The sequence below is a fragment of the Campylobacter sp. JH23 genome, from assembly GCF_017846595.1.
GTDB lineage: Bacteria > Campylobacterota > Campylobacteria > Campylobacterales > Campylobacteraceae > Campylobacter_D > Campylobacter_D coli.
The window spans coordinates 54,559-74,427 of sequence record NZ_JAEQBP010000005.1; the positions used below are offsets into that span (position 1 = coordinate 54,559).

Consider the following 19,869-nt stretch of genomic DNA (forward strand, 5'->3'; position numbering starts at 1 on the left):
AAGCTTTAATATAGTAAAATTAAAAATAAAGGTGAAAAATGGATTATAAAAAACTCAAAGATGAATTTCAAACCCCTTTTTATATTTATGATTTTGATTTTATTAAAGAGCGTTTTTTAAAGCTTAAAAATGCTTTTAAAGCTAGAAAATCTCAAATTTTTTATGCGGTAAAAGCAAACTCAAATTTAAGTCTTTTACAAATGCTTGTAAAGCTTGACAGCGGGTTTGATTGTGTAAGCATAGGAGAGGTTAAACGCGCTTTAAAAGCAGGTGCAAAATCTTATAAGATAATTTTTAGTGGCGTAGGAAAAACTCAAGAAGAATTAAGACTTGCTTTAGAATACGATATTTTATATATCAATCTTGAAAGCGAAGCTGAAATGATGCTTTTAGAAAGTGTAGCTAAAGAGTTAAATTTAAAGGCAAGGATAAGTATCCGTGTCAATCCAAATGTAAATGCTAAAACTCATCCTTATATTTCTACAGGTTTAAATGAAAATAAATTCGGCGTAGAAATTGACCTTGCAAGAAAAATGTATCTTTATGCTAAAAATTCACCCCATTTAGAGCCTATTGGAGTGCATTTTCATATAGGTTCTCAATTATTAGATATCTCGCCTATCCATGAAGCGGCTGCGATTGTTGCAAAATTAGTAAGAGAGCTTAAGGCCTTGCAAATAGAGCTTAAATTCTTTGATATAGGCGGTGGACTTGGAGTAAGGTATGAAAAAGAAGATGTAGAGCCTGATCTTTATGATTATGCACAAGGAATACTTGCTCAACTACACGGACTGGATGTAACTATAGGAATGGAGCCAGGAAGATTTTTGGTTGCCAATAGTGGAGAATTTGTATGCTCTGTGCTTTATGAAAAACACAATAAAACAAAGCGTTTTGTTATAGTAGATGGGGCTATGAATGATTTAATTCGCCCAAGTTTGTATGAAGCTTATCATGAAATTTTACTGCCTTATAATCAAGGAGAAGAAAGTCCTTGCGATGTTGTGGGTGGAATTTGTGAAAGTGGAGATTTTTTTGCCAAGGCAAGGTCTTTGCCTAGCACTCAAAGTGGTGATATAATGGTTATTAAAAATACTGGAGCTTATGGTTTTAGCATGAGTAGTAATTACAATACTCGTAATAAAGTTTGCGAATTAGCCCTTGAAGAAGGACAGGTAAGATTGATCCGTCAAAGAGAAAATTTTGAAGATCAAATCGCTTTAGAAGAGAAATTTTTAAAGGCTTAAAATGTTTTTTTTAGATGTTCAAGGGACTTTAATTTCTGATCATGATAAATCTTTAATCCATGGTGCTAAAGAACTGATCGATTTTTTAAATGCAAAAAATCTTCCTTATCTTATCATCACTAACAATACAAAAAAACTTGATTTTTTAGAAAAATTACAGCAAAAAGGATTGGCTATAAAAGAAAATGCTTATATTGATCCTTTCAGCGTTTTAAAACACCTTTTAAGACCTTGTAAAGTTGCGGCTTTTGGTGCAGATGAGTTTGTAAAAAGTCTTGAAAATCTTGGTTTTGAGCTCGATTTTGTAAATCCTAGTGCTGTGCTTGTGGCTAGTTATGATGATTTTAAATTTAAAGATTTTGCCACTATGATAGAATTGGCTAGAAGAGAAGTTAGATTTATAGCTATGCACGAAACTAGTATTTATAAAAAAGATGGTAGGCCTTATCCTGGTGTAGGTAGCATTATGGCTATGCTTAAAAATGCTATTGATTTTGAATATGAGGTTGTGGGTAAGCCTAGCATTGCTTTTTATAAAGAAGCTTTAAATTTAATAAGAAGACAAAATTCAAAAATCGATTTTGAAGATATTAAAATCATTAGTGATGATTTTAGGGGTGACTTGCTTAAGGCAAAAGAACTTGGCATGAAAACCTTGCTGGTTTTAAGCGGAAAGATAAGCGACACAAAAGGGCTTGATACGGATTTGCTTGATGGAGTTTATCCTAGTGTTTTAGAAATTTTAAAGGATTTGAAATGCCAAATTTAAACTTAGAAGATTTTAGAAATAAAATCGATATGGTAGATGATAAAATTTTAGAACTTTTAAATGAAAGAATGAGCTATGTTAAAAGCATAGGAGAGATCAAGCAAACAAGTGGTGGAGCGATTTATCGTCCTGAACGTGAAAGAGCGATTATCAATCGCTTAAAAAATGCAAATTTAGGACTTTTGGATCAAAATGCCATAGAGGCAATTTATCAAGAAATTTTTGCTGTTTCAAGGAATTTAGAAATGCCTCAAATTGTTGCTTATTTGGGGCCTGAAGGTACTTATACTCATCAAGCAGCAAGAAGTCGTTTTGGTGCTATGAGTCGCTATATCGCACTTGCAACCATAGAGGATGTTTTTAAAGAGCTTAGCAATAAAGAAGCAAAATACGGCGTTGTTCCTATAGAAAATAATACAGAAGGCGCTGTAGGTGTAACTTTAGATTGCTTAGGTAAGTATAATGAGCTTAAAATTTTTGGTGAAATTTATATGGATATTCATCATTCTTTTGTAGGAATTAATGAAAATTTAAAAGAGATAAAACGCATTTATTCCCACCCACAAGGTTATAATCAATGTCGCAAATTTTTAGAAAGCCACGAATTAAGCAATATAGAATTTGTGCCTTCAAAATCTACAGCAAATGCTGCTTATTTAGCCTCTCAAGATAAGTACTCGGCTGCAATTTGTTCTAAAATAGCTGCAAAGCTTTACAATGTGCCTGTACTTTTTGATAAGATAGAAGATAATGCGGCAAATCGTACAAGATTTTTGATTTTAAGTGATATTAAAAATCCAAAAATGCCAAATTGCAAAACTTCTATTTTAGCTCACACTGCACATAAGCCTGGCGGTCTTAGTTCTTTACTGGAGCAATTTAAAAAAGAAAATATCAATCTTACCAAACTCGAATCTCGTCCCGTAAAATCAAAAGAATTTTTACATAGTTTTTATATAGATTTTGAAGGGCATATTGATGATGAAAATGTTCAACGCGCTTTGAAAAACGCAGATGAGGTAGTTTGGCTTGGATCTTATTTATCAGGAGAAAAGAATGAAATTCAATGACTTTTTAAATCATTTAAGCAATTATGAGCCGGGCAAGGATATTGAAGTTATCGCTAGAGAATATGGCGTAAAAGAAGTGATAAAATTAGCAAGCAATGAAAACCCTTTTGGTGCTCCACCTAAAGCGGTTAAAGTTTTGCAAGAAAATGCTTTTAAAGCAAATCTTTATCCAGATGATAGTATGGTAGAGCTAAAAGGTGAGTTAGCACAAAAATACAATGTAAAAAATGAAAATATCATCATTGGTGCGGGCAGCGATCAGGTTATTGAATTTGCTATACATTCTAAACTTAACCCTCAAAATGCTTTTTTGCAAGCAGGGGTAAGCTTTGCTATGTATGAAATTTATGCTAAGCAATGCGGTGCAAAATGCTATAAAACTCAAAGTATCACTCATGATTTATCTGAATTTAAAACACTTTATGAAGCACATAAGGATGAGATTGAGATCATATTCTTATGTTTGCCTAACAATCCTTTGGGCGAGTGCTTAGATACAAACGAGGTGTTTGAGTTTATACGCGGTATTGATGAGAATTGTTTAGTGATAATTGATGCAGCTTATAATGAATTTGCAAGTTTTAAGGATCAAAATAAGTATCTAAAGCCTTGTGATCTTGTGCAAGAATTTAAAAATGTGCTTTATTTAGGAACTTTTTCTAAACTTTATGGATTGGGTGGGTTGCGTATAGGTTATGGTATAGCAAATGCAGAAATTATCAGTGCATTTTATAAACTTCGTGCCCCTTTTAATGTAAGCAATTTAGCATTAAAAGCAGCGGTTGCGGCTTTACATGATGAAGAATTTGCTAAAAAAACTTTGGAAAATAATTTTTCTCAAATGGAGCTTTATAAGGAATTTGCCAAAAAGCATCATATTAAATTTATCGAAAGCTATACAAATTTTATCACTTATTTTTTTGAGGAAAAAAATAGCACAGATTTGTCTGAAAAATTGCTTAAAAAGGGTATAATAGTAAGAAATTTAAAAAGTTATGGTTTAAATGCTATGAGAATTACCATAGGAACGCCTTATGAAAATGAAAGATTTTTTACAGAATTTGAAGGAATTTTAAAATAGTCTTGATTTTTCAAATCAAGGATAATTTTTATGGTATTTAGAATAAAATGGGTAAGATTCACTAAACTAAGGGATGAGAATTAATGGATTTTAAAAATATGCTTCACCAAATTGGACAGCTTTATCAAAATTTGACTCGAAAGCAACGTATAGTTATCGCAGCTTCTATCGTTGTGGTTGTTGGATTTTTGGTATTTTTGGCACTATTTCGTGGAAGTGGCAGTGGTGCTAATAATGGCTATGCTGTTTTAGTTGATAATGTTGATCCAAGTTCTTCTGCAGCTATTGTAGCTAAACTTGAACAAAATAATGTACCTTATATACTAGAAAGCGAAAGTAAAATTTTAGTTCCACAAGATCAGGTATATCGTCAAAGAATGTTTATCGCTAGCGAAGGATTGATAAAAGATAGTCGCGTGGGTTTTGAAGCTTTTGATACGCAAAGTTTTGGAGCTACAAATGAAGAACAAAGAGTAAAGTATCAAAGAGCTATAGAAGGAGAGCTTGCAAGAACGATTGAAACCCTAGAGCCTATACGCAGTGCGGTAGTGCATATAGCCTTTCCAAAAGACAGTGTTTTTACCGAAAGACAAATTCCTCCTACAGCTTCAGTCGTTGTAAATGTGCGCGAGGGATTAAAACTTACTAGAAAACAAATCGATGGGATTAAAAATATAGTTTCAGCTGCTATTCCGAAATTAACCAAAGAAAATGTAAGAATTAGTGATCAAAGTGGTGTGCCTTTAGATGAGCAAGAAGCTTATGAAGATGATTTGGTTCGTGCTCAAATTAAATATAAAAGCGATCAAGAAAGAGCTTTAGAAGATAAAATCATAGAAACCCTAGCTCCTTATGCAGGAGGCACAGATAAAGTAAGGGTAAGTGTCAATATAGATTTTGACTTTTCTAAGCAAGAATCCCAAAGTGAAATTTATGATCCAAACCCTATAGTTCGAAGTGAGCAAACTCTTAATGAAGAAAGAACAGGCAGAAAAGAGCCTGAAATTCAAGGTGTGCCAGGTGCGGTTTCAAATATAGGTCCAGTAGAAGGACTTGATAATAAAGGACAAATTGATACCTATAAGAAAAATCAAGTTACTACAAACAATGAGCTTTCAAAAACTATCACAAATACCAAAAAACAATTTGCAACCGTTGTGCGTACTTCAGCAGCAGTAACAATAGATGGAAAATATCAAGATGTTGTGGATGAAAATGGGGATGTGAAAAGTGAATATGTTCCTTTAAGTAAAGAAGAGCTTGCAAGTGTAGAAAGCATAGTTAAAAATACTATTAATTATAGTGCTAATAGAGGGGATAGTGTAGTCGTGCAGAATTTACCTTTCCATCGTGAGTCTATTAGAGTAGAAAGCAAGGTTAAAACTTTCTATGGCCGTTTTATCGAGCCATTTATCCCACCGGTTAAATATATTATTGCGGCTATTTTGCTTTTTATTTTTTACAAAAAAGTTATTGCTCCATTTACGCAAAAAATGCTTGAAGATGTTGCAGCACAAGAGGAAGTGCAGCAAGGTCCAAATGCTGTTTTAGATGATGCTGAGGATGCGTTAGAGAAATTTAATGCAGCTAGGAAAAAGGTTGAAGAGCAGCTTGGTTTTGGGGAGAATTTCAATGAGGATTCTATCCAATATGAAGTTTTACTTGAAAAACTAAGAGGCTTAGTAAGTGATAAAAGCGAAGAAATTGCAGCACTTTTGCAAAACTTAATCCAAAATGATACCGAATTCGGCGAAAAGGATATGTGATGATAAAACTTAGCGAAGAACAAAAAATGCTTTATGATGATTTATCGATGCCTGAAAAGGTAGCGATATTTCTCATACAACTTGGCGAGGATGCAACGACTTCAGTTTTTTCACATATGGAAATTGATGTTATTACCGAAATTTCACGCTATATTGCTACGGCAAAAAATGTTGACCGCGCTGTAGCTACTGCGGTTTTGGAAGAATTTTATACCCTGCTTCAATCTAATCAATACATTAAAAGCGGTGGTTTGGAATACGCTAAAGAAATACTTTTCCGTACTTTTGGTCCAGAAATTGCCAATAAAATTCTTGAAAAACTTACCAAAAGTATGGAGAATAACCAAAACTTTGCTTATTTGGCTCAGATTAAACCTCAACAACTTGCTGACTTCATCACTAAGGAACACCCGCAAACCATTGCACTTATTTTAGCTCATATGGATTCAATTCATGCAGCTGAAACCTTAGAGTATTTTAGTGATGAGTTAAGAGCTGAGGTTGTTATAAGAATGGCAAATCTAGGTGATATTTCTCCAAGTATCATTAAAAGAGTGTCTGCAGTACTTGAAAGCAAACTCGAAAGTCTTACTTCTTATAAGGTTGAAGTGGGAGGCCCAAGAGCAGTTGCAGAAGTACTTAATCGCTTAGGACAAAAAGCAAGCAAATCTACCATTACTTACATCGAACAAAGCGATGAACGTTTGGCTGAAACGATTAAAGAATTGATGTTTACTTTTGATGATATACAAAAACTTAGCACTCAAGCTATAAGAGAAATTTTAAAAGTTGCAGATAAGCGCGATTTAATGATAGGTTTAAAGGGTGCAAGCGAAGAATTAAAGCAAAAATTCTTAGCCAATATGTCTACGCGTGCAAGTGAAGCCTTCCTTGAAGAAATGGGCTTTTTAGGTGCGGTGCGTGTTAAAGATGTTGAAGATGCCCAAAGAAAAGTGGTTGAAGTGGTGCAAAAACTTGCAGAGCAAGGACTTGTACAAACAGGCGATGCTGATGAAATGATAGAGTAGGTGAGTGATGGTTAATCGTAGTAATGTTATTTCAGGAGGAACTTCTGATCAACATGTTGTTGAAGGATATCGTTTTAAGGTAATTTCAGAATTTGATAACCATGCAGAAGAGAAGCAGCATTCACAGATTTCAAATGAAGAAAATATAACTACATCTTCAAAAGATGAAAGTCCTGTCGAAGAAAGTCAAACCCCCGCACCCTCTCAAGTAGTACAAGAGGTGCAAACTCCTGCATTTCAACCTAGTTTTGTTGAGGATTTGCTTAAAAAAACAGATGAAATGTCAAGCAATATCATTAAGCTTCAAATGCAAATTGAAAGTCAAGAAAATGAGTTTAATAACCGCTTAAATTCAGAGCTTGAAAGCGCTAAGGAAAAATTTTCTAAAGAGGGTTATGAACAGGCTAGAGCTGAATTTGAAAAAGAATTAAATGACTTGCGCGATAAGTATTTAAAAAGTGTTTCAAAGTTAGAAGAAGCTTGTGTAAATCTTAATGCTTTTATTGAAAAAAATGAAAAAGAACTTGCTGATACAGCTATAGATATTGCCAAAGAGGTTATTTTAAAAGAGCTTGAAAATAACTCAAGCAAAATTGCTTATGCTTTAGCTAAAGATCTCATCAATGAGCTTAAAGGAGCAGGTTCTATTGAAATAAAAGTAAATTCTATAGATTATAATTATCTAAAAGAGCATTTTAGTGAGAATTCTCATATTAAAATCACTCTTGATGATGCTATTAGCAAGGGTAGTGTTATCATTTTAAGCGATAGTGGCAATATAGAATCCAATTTGAATGCGCGTCTTATTAAAATCAAAAAAATGGTTAATAATGAATGAAATAATTAAAAAAGATTATCAATTTGCTTATACTAAAGAAGAGTTAGAAAAGCTAAATTTAACCCAGCTTGAAGATTTAGCGGCTCGCATTAGAGAAAAAATTATTGATGTAGTAAGTAAAAATGGAGGGCATTTAAGCTCCAATTTGGGAGCAGTTGAGCTTACTATAGCTATGCACACGGTATTTGATAATGGGATAGATCCTCTTATATTTGATGTATCCCATCAATCTTACACACATAAGCTTTTAAGTGGAAAAGAAAATGTTTTTGAGTCTTTGCGTCAATTTGGTGGGCTTAGTGGGTATACCAAGCCTAATGATGGGGATTATTTTGTAGCAGGACACTCAAGTACTTCTATTTCTTTAGCTGTAGGAGCCTGTAAGGCCATAGCACTAAAAGGCGAAAAACGCACTCCTGTAGCTTTGATAGGCGATGGAGCTCTAAGTGCAGGTATGGCTTATGAGGCCTTGAATGAATTAGGAGATTCTAAATTTCCTTGTGTAGTTATCTTAAATGATAATGAAATGAGTATTTCAAAACCCATAGGTGCAATTTCAAAATACCTCTCTCAAGCCATGGCAACGCAGTTTTATCAAAATTTCAAAAAACGCGTGGCTAAAATGTTAGATGCATTACCTGATTCTGCTACTTATATGGCTAAGCGTTTTGAAGAAAGCTTTAAATTAATAACCCCAGGACTCTTATTTGAAGAATTGGGTCTTGAATATATAGGACCTATTGATGGACATAATTTAAGTGAGGTTATTTCTGCATTAAAACAAGCAAAGGCTATGCAAAAACCTTGTATTGTTCATGCGCAAACTTTAAAAGGAAAAGGTTATAGTTTAGCCGAAGGAAAAAATGCTAAATGGCATGGGGTCAGTGCTTTTGATGTAGATAGTGGAGAGAGTGTTAAAAAAAGTGATACTAAAAAATCTGCTACTGAAATTTTTTCTAAGAATTTGCTTGATTTAGTCTCAAAATATGAAAATATTGTTGGAGTTACGGCGGCTATGCCAAGTGGAACAGGTCTTGATAAGCTTATAGAAAAATATCCAAATCGTTTTTGGGATGTTGGTATTGCTGAGCAGCACGCTGTTACTTCTATGGCGGCTATGGCTAAAGAAGGATTTAAACCTTTTATTGCTATATACAGCACTTTTTTACAACGCGCTTACGATCAAGTTATCCATGATTGTGCGATTATGAATTTAAATGTGGTTTTTGCTATGGATAGGGCAGGTATAGTAGGAGAAGATGGAGAAACCCACCAAGGAGCTTTTGATGTAAGTTTTTTAGCTCCCTTGCCTAATTTAACCCTTATAGCTCCAAGAGATGAGCTTATGATGAAAAATATTATGGAGTATGCTTATACCCATGAGGGATGTTTGGCTTTTCGTTATCCTAGAGGATCTTTTATTTTAGATGAGGAATTTAACCCTACCAAGATAGAACTTGGAAAGGCGCAATGGCTTGTAAAAAATCAAAGCAATATCGCTTTTTTAGGTTATGGACAAGGGGTGGGTAAGGCTTGGAAGGTTTTAAGAAAATTGCAAGATGAGGGGCAAAATGCTAATTTGATTGATTTGATTTTTGCTAAACCCTTAGATAAACTACTTTTAAAAGAGTTAGCAAAACAGAGTCAAATTTGGTTTGTTTTTAGCGAAAATGCAAGGATAGGTGGTGTGGCGAGTTTGCTAGAGAGCTTTGTACAGGAGAATGATTTAAAAATTAAAATTGTTTCTTTTGAATATGAAGATAGTTTTATTGAGCACGGCAAAACCAATGAAGTGGAAAAAGCTTTAAAACTTGACATTGATGGTTTGGTGCAAAGGGTAAAAATAAATTGGGTCGATAACATCCTTTAAATTTGAACCAAAACAACAAAAAAATGTTTAAAATTTCATAGCTTCTTATTATCTAATAAAAAATATCATTTGATATAAACTTTTTTTAATAAAAAATTTATTATTATTCCTAGTTAAAAAGAACTAGGATAAAAGAATGGAATTGTTACAAATACTTAAAAAACATGAATTGAAGGCAACCCCACAAAGATTGTGTGTTTTAAAAATTTTAAAAAGACATGAACATCCAAATATCGAAGAGCTTTATGAGGAAATCAAAAAAGAATACCCTTCCATTTCTCTTGCTACAGTTTATAAAAATCTTAACACTTTACAAGAACAAGGCTTAGTTGTAGAAATCAATGTAGCAAATCAAAAAACTTGTTATGATATCTATGAAGAAAGACATATACATATAATTTGCAACAAATGTGGCAATATCGAAGATATGAGTTTTCAAGATGCTGAACTTGATGAATATCAAGAAAAATTAGAGAAAAAAATGGGAAATATCATCGATCATTTAGCAGTTTGTGCTCATATTAGCACTTGTAAAAAGTGCCATTAAGCAAAATAAAGTTAAAATAACCCAAAGAATTTAAGGGTTATTTTAATGGTTCATGAAATTCAGAAGACTTTTTTACTTCCTGATGCTACTCTTTTAGAAAAATTACAAAAAGATGGAATTGTTTTTGAAATTTATGAAATTGAAACATTCTATACTAAGATAACATATTTTTATGATGTAAAATTTCAAAATTTAAATGGAAATTTTTATAAAATAACCCGATTAAATAACCCGATTTTAGAGCAAAATCAAGAAGAAAAGATTTCTAAAAAGGATTATGAAAAAGCTCGTAAAAAACTCATAGAAAAAAGCATCAAGAAAAAACGCTATGAATTTAAACTTTGTTCTTTTAAAAGCCTTATTGATGTATATGAGGATTTTAATTTGTATGTTTTAAAGGTTTTTTTTCCGACTTTAGAGATGGCAAATCTTTTCACACCACCTAAAGAATTTAGAATTCAAAGAGAGCTTTGCGGGGTTTTGGATTCTAAAAATATAATACTTTATGGTTTTAATAATTTAGAAATAGATATAGAAAAATGTTTTAAAATTATAGAAAAAAATCAAAATTTTACTCTAGATTTTCCAAGTTCTATTTTAGCTTTTGATGGATATAGAATTTTTTTATTTTATCTATTTAGAAAATTAAAATTGTATTGGAATTTAGCTTTAGAAAACCGGCAAAGAGAGGTTTTTTGTGAGTTTTTTTCTTATGCGAGAAAGATTTACATTATCTTAATGAGTACAGAAGAAATTTTTGATGAGGAGTTAAATAAAAATTTAGCTCTTAGATTTGAAGATTTGGTAAAGCAATCTTATTGTATTTTGGCAAATAATGAGCTAGATGAAAATTTACTTTTATTTTTAGGTAGTGAAGATTTACAAAATTTATTGAGTGATTTTGATTTTTTTATCAAAGAAGATTCATTCTATAAGAGCGAGCAAGAAAAATATTTTTTTAAGCAAATGATTGCCATGCAGTTAAGAAAAAGACTTGTATTGTTTAAGAAAAATTTATTGAAAAATTTTGAAATCGAAACTTTTGAAGAAAATTTTTTAGGACTCTCAGTTTTTTTAGAATATTTTCATAATTTATATAATTTGAAAATTTTGAGCAAACTATATAATAAATATTTTATTTGCGATCTTGAAAAAAAGACGCTTTTAAAATTAACCAAGAAAAAAGAAAAACTTGGAAAATTAATCCATAAAGCAAGTAAGAAATTGAAAATTTATAAAGGATATTAATGCAAAAGCAAGATAAAATCATAAAAATGTTTAATGAAATAGCTCCGACCTATGATAAGGCTAATAGAATTTTGAGTTTTGGTGTTGATGTAAGTTGGCGTAAATTTGCTTGTAAAAGAGTTTTAAAGCTTTACCAAAAGGATAATTTAAACATAGTTGACGTGGCTTGTGGCACAGGAGATATGATAGAAATTTGGCAAGAAAGTGCGAAAAAATTAAATAAAAATATAGCCCACATCAAAGGTATTGATCCAAGTGAGGGTATGTTAAATATAGCAAAACAAAAATTCCCAAATATCGAATTTATAGAAGCTGGAGCGCAAGAATTGCCTTTGCAAAGTGAAAGTGTTGATATCGTAAGTATAAGCTATGGGATACGCAATGTAGTGGAGAGAAAAAAAGCCTTGAGAGAATTTTCAAGAGTGCTTAAACAAGATGGAATTTTTGTAGTTTTAGAATTTACTAAAAGAGAAAAAGGAGGTTTTGTAGCCTCTTGTAGGGATTTTTATCTTAAAAATATTTTACCAAGCTTGGGAGGAATGATAAGCAAAAATAAAAGTGCATACGAATACTTGCCTAATTCTATAGAAGGTTTTTTAAGTAAAGAGGAATTTATCGCCGAACTTAAACAGGTAGGTTTTGAAATGCTTGAATTTAAAAGTTTTAGTTTCGGCGTAAGTTCTATGTTTATAGCTAAGAAAGTCTAAAATTTAGACTTTCTTAGCTTTTTTATTAAAAGGGGTATTAGTATAATTAGCACAGCTCCTATCAGTAAACTTTGAGCTATGATCCCACTCCAAAGTATTGAAAAATCTCCATTGCTGATAGATAAAGCTCTTCTTAGATTGGTTTCTAATTGTTCTCCTAATACAAAACCGAGTATAAGTGGAGCCATTGGAAATTCAAGTTTTCTTAAAAAATAGCCTAAAATACCAATAATTAAGATTAAAATGATATCAAAATCAGTACTATTGATAGAATAAACACCTATAATTGAAACAATTGCTATAATTGGAGCCAAGCTCCACATAGGTATGCTTAAAATTTTTACGAAAATTCCTACCAAGGGCAAATTCATTAAAAGTAAAATTACATTTGCAAATAACAAGGAAGCTATAAGTCCCCACACTATATTTACTTGATCAGTAAACATTGTAGGACCTGGAGTAATATTATAAAGTGTTAATGCGCCCATCATAACCGCAGTTGTTCCTGAACCTGGAAGACCAAGTGTTAACATTGGGATAAAAGAACCACAGGCTGAAGCATTATTAGCTGCTTCAGGGGCTGCCACACCTTTTAAATCTCCTTGGCCGAATTTACCCTTTTCACCGGCTATTTTTTTCTCACTCATATAAGTAATGGCGCTAGCTATAGTTGCTCCAGCACCCGGTAAAACTCCTACAAAAAATCCTATAATAGAGGATCTTATAATGGTCCAAAAGCAAAAGAAGAATTCTTTGATATTTACCAAAATCTTACCTGTTTTATTGATGATGTTTTGACTTGTTTGAGTATGCTCTAACATTAGAAAAATTTCACTAACAGAAAAAAGTCCCATTACTAAAACAACAAAAGAAATTCCATCATATAAATGTGGACTATCAAAAGTAAAGCGATAAACACCTGTATTTCCATCTATACCTATAGTGGTTAAAAAAAGTCCTATCAAAGCTGATAGAAAAGATCTTATAGGTTTTTGGGCTAACATACTTCCTAAAGTTGCTAAACCAAAGACAATAAGAGCAAAATATTCAGCAGGACCAAATTTTAACGACCATTGTGCAATAAGTGGAGCAAAAAGTATAATACCGCAAATTGCTATAAATGAACCAATAAAAGAACTAAGAGCTGAGATGCTAAGAGCTTTTCCTGCTTGACCTTTTTTAGCCAAAGGATGTCCATCTAAGGTTGTCATAATAGCTGCTGCATCTCCGGGTATTCCAAGTAGTATGGAAGAAATTCTACCTCCATATTCACAACCCATATAAACCGTTGCAAGTAAAATAATTGCGGATTCTGCAGGTAAATTCATTGCAAAAGCTAGAGGAAGTAAAATGGCTACTCCATTAATGGGTCCAAGTCCTGGAAGCATACCTACAATAGTACCTATAAAACAACCGATTAAGGCTATAAGAATATTATAAGGATCTAAGGCTATGCTAAATCCTTGCATTAAATACATCCAAGTATCCATAAATTTCCTTTAATTAAAAATTATCAAATATAAAACCAAACGGCAAAGTAATTTGCAATAAAGTATTAAAGAGATAGTATAAAATAATACTACTTGAGATAGAAAAAACAATAGCTTTAATTAAAGTTGCCCCAAAAAGTAAAGTTATTGTAAAAATTAAAAAGATTGTGCAAATTATAAAGCCTAAAAACTCAAAAAAAAGCGCATAAATTAAAAAAGCTAAAGTTAAAACGATGAGCTTTTTCCAAAGAATAAAATCACCCCATTTAACCTTAGTATCTTCAGAGAAAAAAACAAGAAATATAGAACAAAGGGCGATTAAAATTAAAGTACCTACTGGAAAAGGACGCGGTCCTAAGGGCTCATAATTAAAATCTGAATGTATATTCCACCCTATGTAAATTCCAATTAAACTTATAACCAATAAAATTCCAGCGACAATTCTTATACTTGACATGATTTTACTTTATAAGATCGAATTCTTTGGCTAAAATTCTGTATTGATCAGTTTGTTTTTTGACAAAATCTTCTAACTCTTTACCTTTTTTATCGAATTCAAATAGAGATCTTTGTTTTAATTGATCTTTATATTCTTGGGTTTGTTGAAATTTATCAAATGCATCAAGCCACCAATTATAAGCTTCGTCTGAAACTTTTGCCCCCATATAGTAAGCTCTAATTACTGGCCATTCTACCTCATAGCCCAATTCTTTAGCGGTTGGAATATTTGCTAAAGTGCCCGGAAGTCTCTTTGGGGAAAAGATAGCCAATACTCTAATAGTTCCTGTTTCGATTTGAGGTACAAGTTCAGCTATGCCTGCGCTAATCACATCAATATGATTTCCTAAAAGAGAAGTTAAAGCATCTCCTCCTCCTTCAAAAGCCACATAGCGTATCTTTTTTACATCGATATTAATAGTTTTTGCAAGTAATGCTGTTTGCATCCAGTCTTGTCCTCCTATTGAACCTCCCGCACCTATACTAATAGAATTTGGGTCTTTATGCAAGGCATTTATTAGATCTTCTAAATTTTTATAAGGAGAGTCTGATTTGACGGCTATCATTCCGTAATCTACACCCGCTGAAGCAAGCCATTTGACATTATTTTCATTATATTTTCCATGTTTTCCTGTGGCTATATTCAGTAATGTCCCACTTGAAAAAGCTACAACAACATTACCATCTTTAGATCTATTATTAACCATAGTGTTATAAGCTACAACACCTACTCCTCCGGGCATATAGGTAACTCTCATAGGAGTTGAAATAATGTTAGCTTTAAGCATACCTACTTGAATTAGCTTACATGTTAGATCAAAACCGCCTCCAGGTTGAGCTGGGGCAATACACTCGGGACGGTTAGGTTCTTTAGCAAAAGTTAACGAAAAACCAAAAATCAAAACAGAACAAAAAATTTTTAATTTCATGATAAAATCCTTTAATTTTTAAGTTTGAAATATATAAGTATTATATATAATCTTTTTTATAAAATTTACTATTTTTATAAGATAAAGATTAAAATTCTTAAAAAAATGTAACTTTATTATACAAAATATAGTTAAATTGATACTTTTTGTAATACTTTATATATGGAAAATCATGAAAGTAAGCGAATTAAATTTAAAAGCCAAGGCTTTATTGGAAACACATCTTAATGATATTGTTTTAAGCGGAGAGCTTTCAAAAATCACCATGCACGGATCAGGACATTGGTATTTTGATCTAAAAGATGAAAAATCAAGTATAGCTTGTGCTATGTTTAAGGGTGCAAATTTAAAAGTTGATTTTCAGCCTAAGGTGGGTGATTTTTTAGAGCTTGTTGGAAGTGTGAGTTTGTATGCTGAAAGTGGGCGTTATCAATTTATTGCAAGTAGTATGAAAAAAGCGGGAATGGGAGATTTAGAGGCTCAATTTCTAGCATTAAAAGAGCGCTTGCAAAAAGAAGGATTGTTTAATAGTGAGTATAAAAAAACCTTGCCTCAATTCCCTAAAAAAATCGGAATCATCACTTCAAAGACTTCAGCGGCCTTGCAAGATATGTTAAAACTTATCAATCAAAAAGAATATTTTCTAGCTAAAATTTATGTTTTTAACGCACTTACGCAAGGAAGTGGCGCAGCTTATTCTTTGATTCAAGCTTTAAAAAAAGCTGATGAGATAGGATTAGATGTTATCATTATCGCTAGAGGGGGTGGTAGCAGAGAGGATCTTTTTTGTTTTAATGATGAGGGCTTAGCAAGGGAAATTTTTAAAGCTAAAACACCTATTATTTCGGCAATTGGTCATGAGATTGATTATGTGATCAGTGATTTTGTAGCTGATTTTAGAGCACCCACTCCATCAGCTGCTATCGATACTTTGCTTTATTCTAGACTTGATTTAGAACAAGGACTTGACCTTTTGGAAGAAAAATTGACAAAGCTTTGGGAAAGTAAATTAGAATATTGTGAAAATTTACTCAGCAATCTACACAAATTTTTTAAAGCAAAATCTTTAGAAACTATGATAGAGGCAAAAGAAAAACAGCTTGCATTTTTGCTTAAGCAAGCAAAAATCATAATAGAAAGCAAAATTCAAAAAGCTGAATTAGAACTGCAAAAACTCCAAAATGCTTTTTTTCAGCATGAAAATTTTTTTAAAAAAAGCAAAAACCTAATTTCCATTAAAAAAAATGGTAAAATAGCAAATTTAGAAGAGCTAAAAAGTGAAGATATCATCACTTTGAGTTCTCAAACTTTACAAAAAGAAGCAAAAATTCTATAAGGAAAAATAATGAGAAAAATTAATTTTAGCGCAGGTCCATCTACTTTACCTTTGGAGCTTTTAGAATATGCCAAAAATGAGCTTTGTGATTATCAGGGCAAGGGCTATTCTATCATGGAAATTTCTCACCGTTCAAAAGTATTTGAAGAAGTGCATTTTGGAGCAATGCAAAAAGCAAAAGAACTTTATGGCTTAAATGATGACTATGAGGTTTTATTTTTGCAAGGTGGTGCGAGTTTGCAATTTGCTATGATACCTATGAATTTATCTTTAGGCGGGGTTTGTGAGTATGCAAATACAGGAGTTTGGACTCAAAAAGCTATAAAAGAAGCTCAAATTTTAGGGGTAAATGTCAAGGTTGTTGCTAGTAGTGAAGAAAGTAAGTTTGATCACATACCTCAAGTTGAGTTTAGTGATAATGCCGATTATGCCTATATTTGCTCAAATAATACTATTTATGGCACACAATTTAAAAACTATCCTAAAACCAAAGCCCCTTTAATCGTCGATGCTTCGAGTGATTTTTTCTCAAGAAAAGTTGATTTTTCAAATATTGCGCTTTTTTATGGCGGAGTACAAAAAAATGCAGGAATTTCGGGCATCAGCTGTCTTTTTATACGCAAAGATATGCTAGAAAGATCTCAAAATAAAAACTTGCCAAGTATGTTAAAATACTCCATACATGCACAAAATCAATCTTTGTTTAATACTCCTCCGACTTTTGCAATTTATATGTTTAATCTTGAAATGAAATGGCTTTTAGATCAAGGTGGACTAGATGCTATCGATGCTAAAAATTCTCAAAAAGCTGCGATGCTTTATGAGTGTATTGATTCAAGTGAAGGATTTTACAAGGGACATGCTGATAAAAAAGATAGATCCTTGATGAATGTAAGCTTTAATATCGCTAAAAATTCAGAACTTGAACCAATATTTGTAAAAGAAGCTGAAGAAGTGGGTATGCTAGGACTTAAAGGTCATAGAATTTTAGGAGGAATTCGCGCAAGTATTTATAATGCTGTTACTTTAGATCAGGTTAAAACCCTGTGTGAATTTATGAAAGAATTTGCTAAAAAATATAACTAAACTAATCCTTCTGCCACTTTGCATAAAATTCACTCAAAGGTGGCAGAAAATTTACTCAAGTTTTAAATAAAAAATCCCAAAAAAGTAAAAATAGAAATATGTAAATTTTCAAAATAAATTTAATCCAATAAAATATCTAGTATTAAGATATAGAAAGTTTAATTAGATTTGGTTCAAATCTTTTTTAAGGTAAATTTTACACAGTGTTAAAATGTAAATTTAAGGTTTTAGGAGAAATTCTCACCACCAAATTTAAGTAAGGCAGAACCCCAAGTAAAACCACCGCCAAAAGCATCAAGCAGGATCAAATTCCCTTTTTTAAGACGACCCTCTTCATAGGCATCATTCATCGCCATAGGGATAGAAGCAGCTGAGGTATTGCCATATTTGTGCACAGTTACAACGCATTTTTCATCGCTTAAATTCAGTCTTTCTTGCACAGCTTTAATGATGCGTAAATTTGCTTGGTGTGGGATAAAAAGATCAATTTGTTCAGGCAAAATTTGATTTTTAGATAAAATTTCAACGACATCATTGCTTAAAGTTTGCACCGCTATTTTAAAGACTTCATTACCTTTCATTTTCATTGCTAGGCTTGAAGCTTCTTTTGATTCTTGAGAGCGTTCTGTCATTAGTAAATCACCATAATTTCCATTGCTTGCTGTATGTACATCGATTATAGGATTGTTCTCATCAAGACTTACTACTCCAGCACCTGCACCATCGCCAAAAAGTATACAAATACTCCTATCGGTATAATCCATGATAGAGCTTGCCTTTTCGGCTCCTATGATTAAAACATTTTTTTTCAAACCACTTTCTACAAGAGCCTTAGCTTGCTCTAAAAGATAGATAAAACCTGAGCAGGCTGCTGAAATATCAAAGGCACTGATTCCATTAAGTCCTAAATTTGCTGCGATTTTACAAGCAGTTGAAGGCATGGTAAAATAATCAGGGCTTAAGGTAGCTACTAGTATCGCATCAATATCTTGTGGTTTTAAATTCGCTCTTTCTATAGCTTTTATAGCTGCTTTGGTGCCTAAATCACTTGTGCTTTCATCTTTGCTTGCAATGCGTCTTTCTTTTATACCTGTGCGTCTTGTGATCCACTCATCTGTTGTATCAATAATCTTTTCAAGATCGTGATTACTTAAAATTTGTTCAGGTATATAAGAAGCTATACTTTTTAAACTCGCTTTAGGCATTGTATTTCTCAAGCTCCTTTTCTATTATTTGATTGATATTTGATTCACTAAAGTTAATAGCCTGAAAAATAGCATTTTTGATTGCTCTAGCATCGCTTTTTCCATGACTTATAATAACGCAGCCGTTGACACCAAGCAGTGGGGCGCCGCCATATTCTTGCCAATCAATATGTTTTTTAAGTCTTTTAAATGAAGGTTTCATTAGCAATGCGCCTATTTTTGATATCAAAGATTGCTTGATTTCATTTTTTAAAATGTGGATAATTGCTGTAGCTACGCCTTCACAGGCTTTTAGGATTACGTTGCCATCAAATCCATCACAAACTAAGACATCAACTTCACCATTAAAAATATCTCTACCTTCAGCATTTCCAACAAAACTAGGAATTTGTTTCATAAGCTGATGAGCCTCTTTAGTAAGTTCATTGCCTTTACACTCTTCTTCGCCATTAGACAATAAAGCCAGGCGAGGTTTTGAAATTTTCATAATTTCTTTTGCATAAGCATCGCCCATTATAGCAAATTGAAATAAATTTTCGGCTTTACAGTCGGTATTTGCACCCACATCTAAAAACAAAGTTTTACTTGTAGTATTTGGCATTAAGGTTGCAATTGCGGGCCGTAATACTCCTTTGAGTCTGCCCAATCTTAAAGTTGCTAAAGACATACTTGCACCACTATGTCCTGCTGAAACAGCGGCTTTTGCTTTTCCATTTTTGACAAGTTCGATGGTTTTATAAATCGTAGTTTCTTTTCTTTTTAGGGCATCTGTTGCATTTTCATTCATAGAGAAAACTTCATTGGCATTCTCATATTGAATGTATTGTTCTAAATTTTTAGGTATTAGAGGTCTTAAAATATTGGGATTTCCCACTAAGATAGCATTAAAAGGCCTTTCTTTTAAAGCCTCGATAACGCCTTCTATAATGGGCTTTTCTCCAAAATCTCCGCCCATTGCATCTATAGCAATGTCAATCATTGATTTTAGTATTCCTTAGTATTTGGATTTGCACGATGAGGCATTTTGTAGCTTCCATCTTTGTCTTTTATAGGCATAGGAAGACTTACTTTATAGTGAGTTCTGCGTTTTGCTGCACGAGTTTTACTCACTCTTCTCTTAGGTACTGCCATTTTATCTCCTTTTTTAAAATTTG

General features: G+C 32.6%; 19 protein-coding genes. 13 read left to right on the plus strand and 6 right to left on the minus strand.

The features are described 5' to 3' along the window. The first annotated feature begins 38 nt into the window (after window positions 1-38). The 11 genes from lysA (at window position 39) to ubiE (ending at window position 12,171) form a co-directional block, all read left to right on the plus strand. Window positions 39-1,247 carry a diaminopimelate decarboxylase gene (gene lysA / locus KAR88_RS06065; protein WP_002778164.1) on the plus strand — a complete coding sequence of 403 codons (1,209 nt, stop codon included), beginning with the start codon at window positions 39-41 and terminating at the stop codon, window positions 1,245-1,247. Between the two features lies 1 nt (window position 1,248). After that, window positions 1,249-2,016 carry an HAD-IIA family hydrolase gene (locus KAR88_RS06070; RefSeq protein WP_002778166.1) on the plus strand — a complete coding sequence of 256 codons (768 nt, stop codon included), beginning with the start codon at window positions 1,249-1,251 and terminating at the stop codon, window positions 2,014-2,016. Beyond that, window positions 2,004-3,086, plus strand: coding sequence for a prephenate dehydratase (gene pheA, locus KAR88_RS06075; RefSeq protein ID WP_002778168.1), 1,083 nt, complete (start codon window positions 2,004-2,006; stop codon window positions 3,084-3,086). The genes KAR88_RS06070 and pheA overlap by 13 nt, the downstream gene beginning before the upstream one ends. Beyond that, on the plus strand, window positions 3,073-4,167 hold the full coding sequence (hisC, locus tag KAR88_RS06080) for a histidinol-phosphate transaminase (protein WP_002778170.1): 1,095 nt from the start codon (window positions 3,073-3,075) through the stop codon (window positions 4,165-4,167). The genes pheA and hisC overlap by 14 nt, the downstream gene beginning before the upstream one ends. Before the next feature lie 83 nt (window positions 4,168-4,250). Continuing rightward, on the plus strand, window positions 4,251-5,933 hold the full coding sequence (gene fliF, locus KAR88_RS06085; protein ID WP_002778177.1) for a flagellar basal-body MS-ring/collar protein FliF: 1,683 nt from the start codon (window positions 4,251-4,253) through the stop codon (window positions 5,931-5,933). Further along, on the plus strand, window positions 5,933-6,961 hold the full coding sequence (gene fliG / locus KAR88_RS06090) for a flagellar motor switch protein FliG (protein ID WP_002778179.1): 1,029 nt from the start codon (window positions 5,933-5,935) through the stop codon (window positions 6,959-6,961). The genes fliF and fliG overlap by 1 nt, the downstream gene beginning before the upstream one ends. 7 nt (window positions 6,962-6,968) lie before the next feature. Then, on the plus strand, window positions 6,969-7,799 hold the full coding sequence (gene fliH, locus KAR88_RS06095) for a flagellar assembly protein FliH (RefSeq protein ID WP_002778181.1): 831 nt from the start codon (window positions 6,969-6,971) through the stop codon (window positions 7,797-7,799). Then, window positions 7,792-9,669 (plus strand): 1-deoxy-D-xylulose-5-phosphate synthase, encoded by a 1,878-nt coding sequence (gene dxs / locus KAR88_RS06100; protein ID WP_002778183.1) that lies wholly within the window; start codon window positions 7,792-7,794, stop codon window positions 9,667-9,669. Before fliH ends, dxs begins: the two co-directional genes overlap by 8 nt. Before the next feature lie 136 nt (window positions 9,670-9,805). After that, window positions 9,806-10,216: a peroxide-responsive transcriptional repressor PerR gene (gene perR, locus KAR88_RS06105; RefSeq protein ID WP_002829769.1), complete on the plus strand. Its 411-nt coding sequence runs from the start codon at window positions 9,806-9,808 to the stop codon at window positions 10,214-10,216. A gap of 45 nt (window positions 10,217-10,261) precedes the next feature. Further along, window positions 10,262-11,464, plus strand: coding sequence for a hypothetical protein (locus KAR88_RS06110; RefSeq protein WP_002787980.1), 1,203 nt, complete (start codon window positions 10,262-10,264; stop codon window positions 11,462-11,464). Beyond that, window positions 11,464-12,171, plus strand: coding sequence for a bifunctional demethylmenaquinone methyltransferase/2-methoxy-6-polyprenyl-1,4-benzoquinol methylase UbiE (gene ubiE, locus KAR88_RS06115; RefSeq protein WP_002787978.1), 708 nt, complete (start codon window positions 11,464-11,466; stop codon window positions 12,169-12,171). The genes KAR88_RS06110 and ubiE overlap by 1 nt, the downstream gene beginning before the upstream one ends. On the opposite strand, the gene KAR88_RS06120 is transcribed toward ubiE, so the two are convergent. From KAR88_RS06120 to KAR88_RS06130, 3 genes are read right to left on the minus strand one after another with little or no spacing between them, the layout of a single operon-like run. After that, entirely contained in the window at window positions 12,168-13,661 is a 1,494-nt protein-coding gene (locus KAR88_RS06120; RefSeq protein WP_002794034.1) for a tripartite tricarboxylate transporter permease, read from the minus strand. The genes ubiE and KAR88_RS06120 overlap by 4 nt on opposite strands. A gap of 13 nt (window positions 13,662-13,674) precedes the next feature. Next, window positions 13,675-14,118 carry a tripartite tricarboxylate transporter TctB family protein gene (locus tag KAR88_RS06125; RefSeq protein ID WP_002778194.1) on the minus strand — a complete coding sequence of 148 codons (444 nt, stop codon included), beginning with the start codon at window positions 14,116-14,118 and terminating at the stop codon, window positions 13,675-13,677. 4 nt (window positions 14,119-14,122) lie between these two features. Continuing rightward, entirely contained in the window at window positions 14,123-15,088 is a 966-nt protein-coding gene (locus tag KAR88_RS06130; protein WP_002787974.1) for a tripartite tricarboxylate transporter substrate binding protein, read from the minus strand. Window positions 15,089-15,260: 172 nt separating this feature from the next. Between KAR88_RS06130 and xseA the strand changes: the two genes are divergently transcribed. Together xseA and serC are read left to right on the plus strand one after the other, a co-directional pair. Continuing rightward, window positions 15,261-16,424 carry an exodeoxyribonuclease VII large subunit gene (xseA, locus tag KAR88_RS06135; RefSeq protein ID WP_002778198.1) on the plus strand — a complete coding sequence of 388 codons (1,164 nt, stop codon included), beginning with the start codon at window positions 15,261-15,263 and terminating at the stop codon, window positions 16,422-16,424. A 9-nt stretch (window positions 16,425-16,433) separates the two neighbouring features. Then, on the plus strand, window positions 16,434-17,510 hold the full coding sequence (serC, locus tag KAR88_RS06140; protein ID WP_002778200.1) for a phosphoserine transaminase: 1,077 nt from the start codon (window positions 16,434-16,436) through the stop codon (window positions 17,508-17,510). Window positions 17,511-17,737: 227 nt separating this feature from the next. Here the strand turns inward: serC and KAR88_RS06145 are convergent, their stop codons facing one another. The 3 genes from KAR88_RS06145 to rpmF are packed head-to-tail and all read right to left on the minus strand — an operon-like array spanning window position 17,738 to window position 19,846. Beyond that, the gene (locus tag KAR88_RS06145; RefSeq protein ID WP_002778202.1) at window positions 17,738-18,715 is read right to left on the minus strand and encodes a beta-ketoacyl-ACP synthase III; all 978 of its coding nucleotides are present in this window, start codon (window positions 18,713-18,715) and stop codon (window positions 17,738-17,740) included. Beyond that, window positions 18,708-19,694: a phosphate acyltransferase PlsX gene (plsX, locus tag KAR88_RS06150; protein ID WP_002786211.1), complete on the minus strand. Its 987-nt coding sequence runs from the start codon at window positions 19,692-19,694 to the stop codon at window positions 18,708-18,710. The genes KAR88_RS06145 and plsX overlap by 8 nt, the downstream gene beginning before the upstream one ends. 5 nt (window positions 19,695-19,699) lie before the next feature. After that, window positions 19,700-19,846 (minus strand): 50S ribosomal protein L32, encoded by a 147-nt coding sequence (rpmF, locus tag KAR88_RS06155; RefSeq protein ID WP_002778205.1) that lies wholly within the window; start codon window positions 19,844-19,846, stop codon window positions 19,700-19,702. Window positions 19,847-19,869 lie beyond the last annotated feature (23 nt).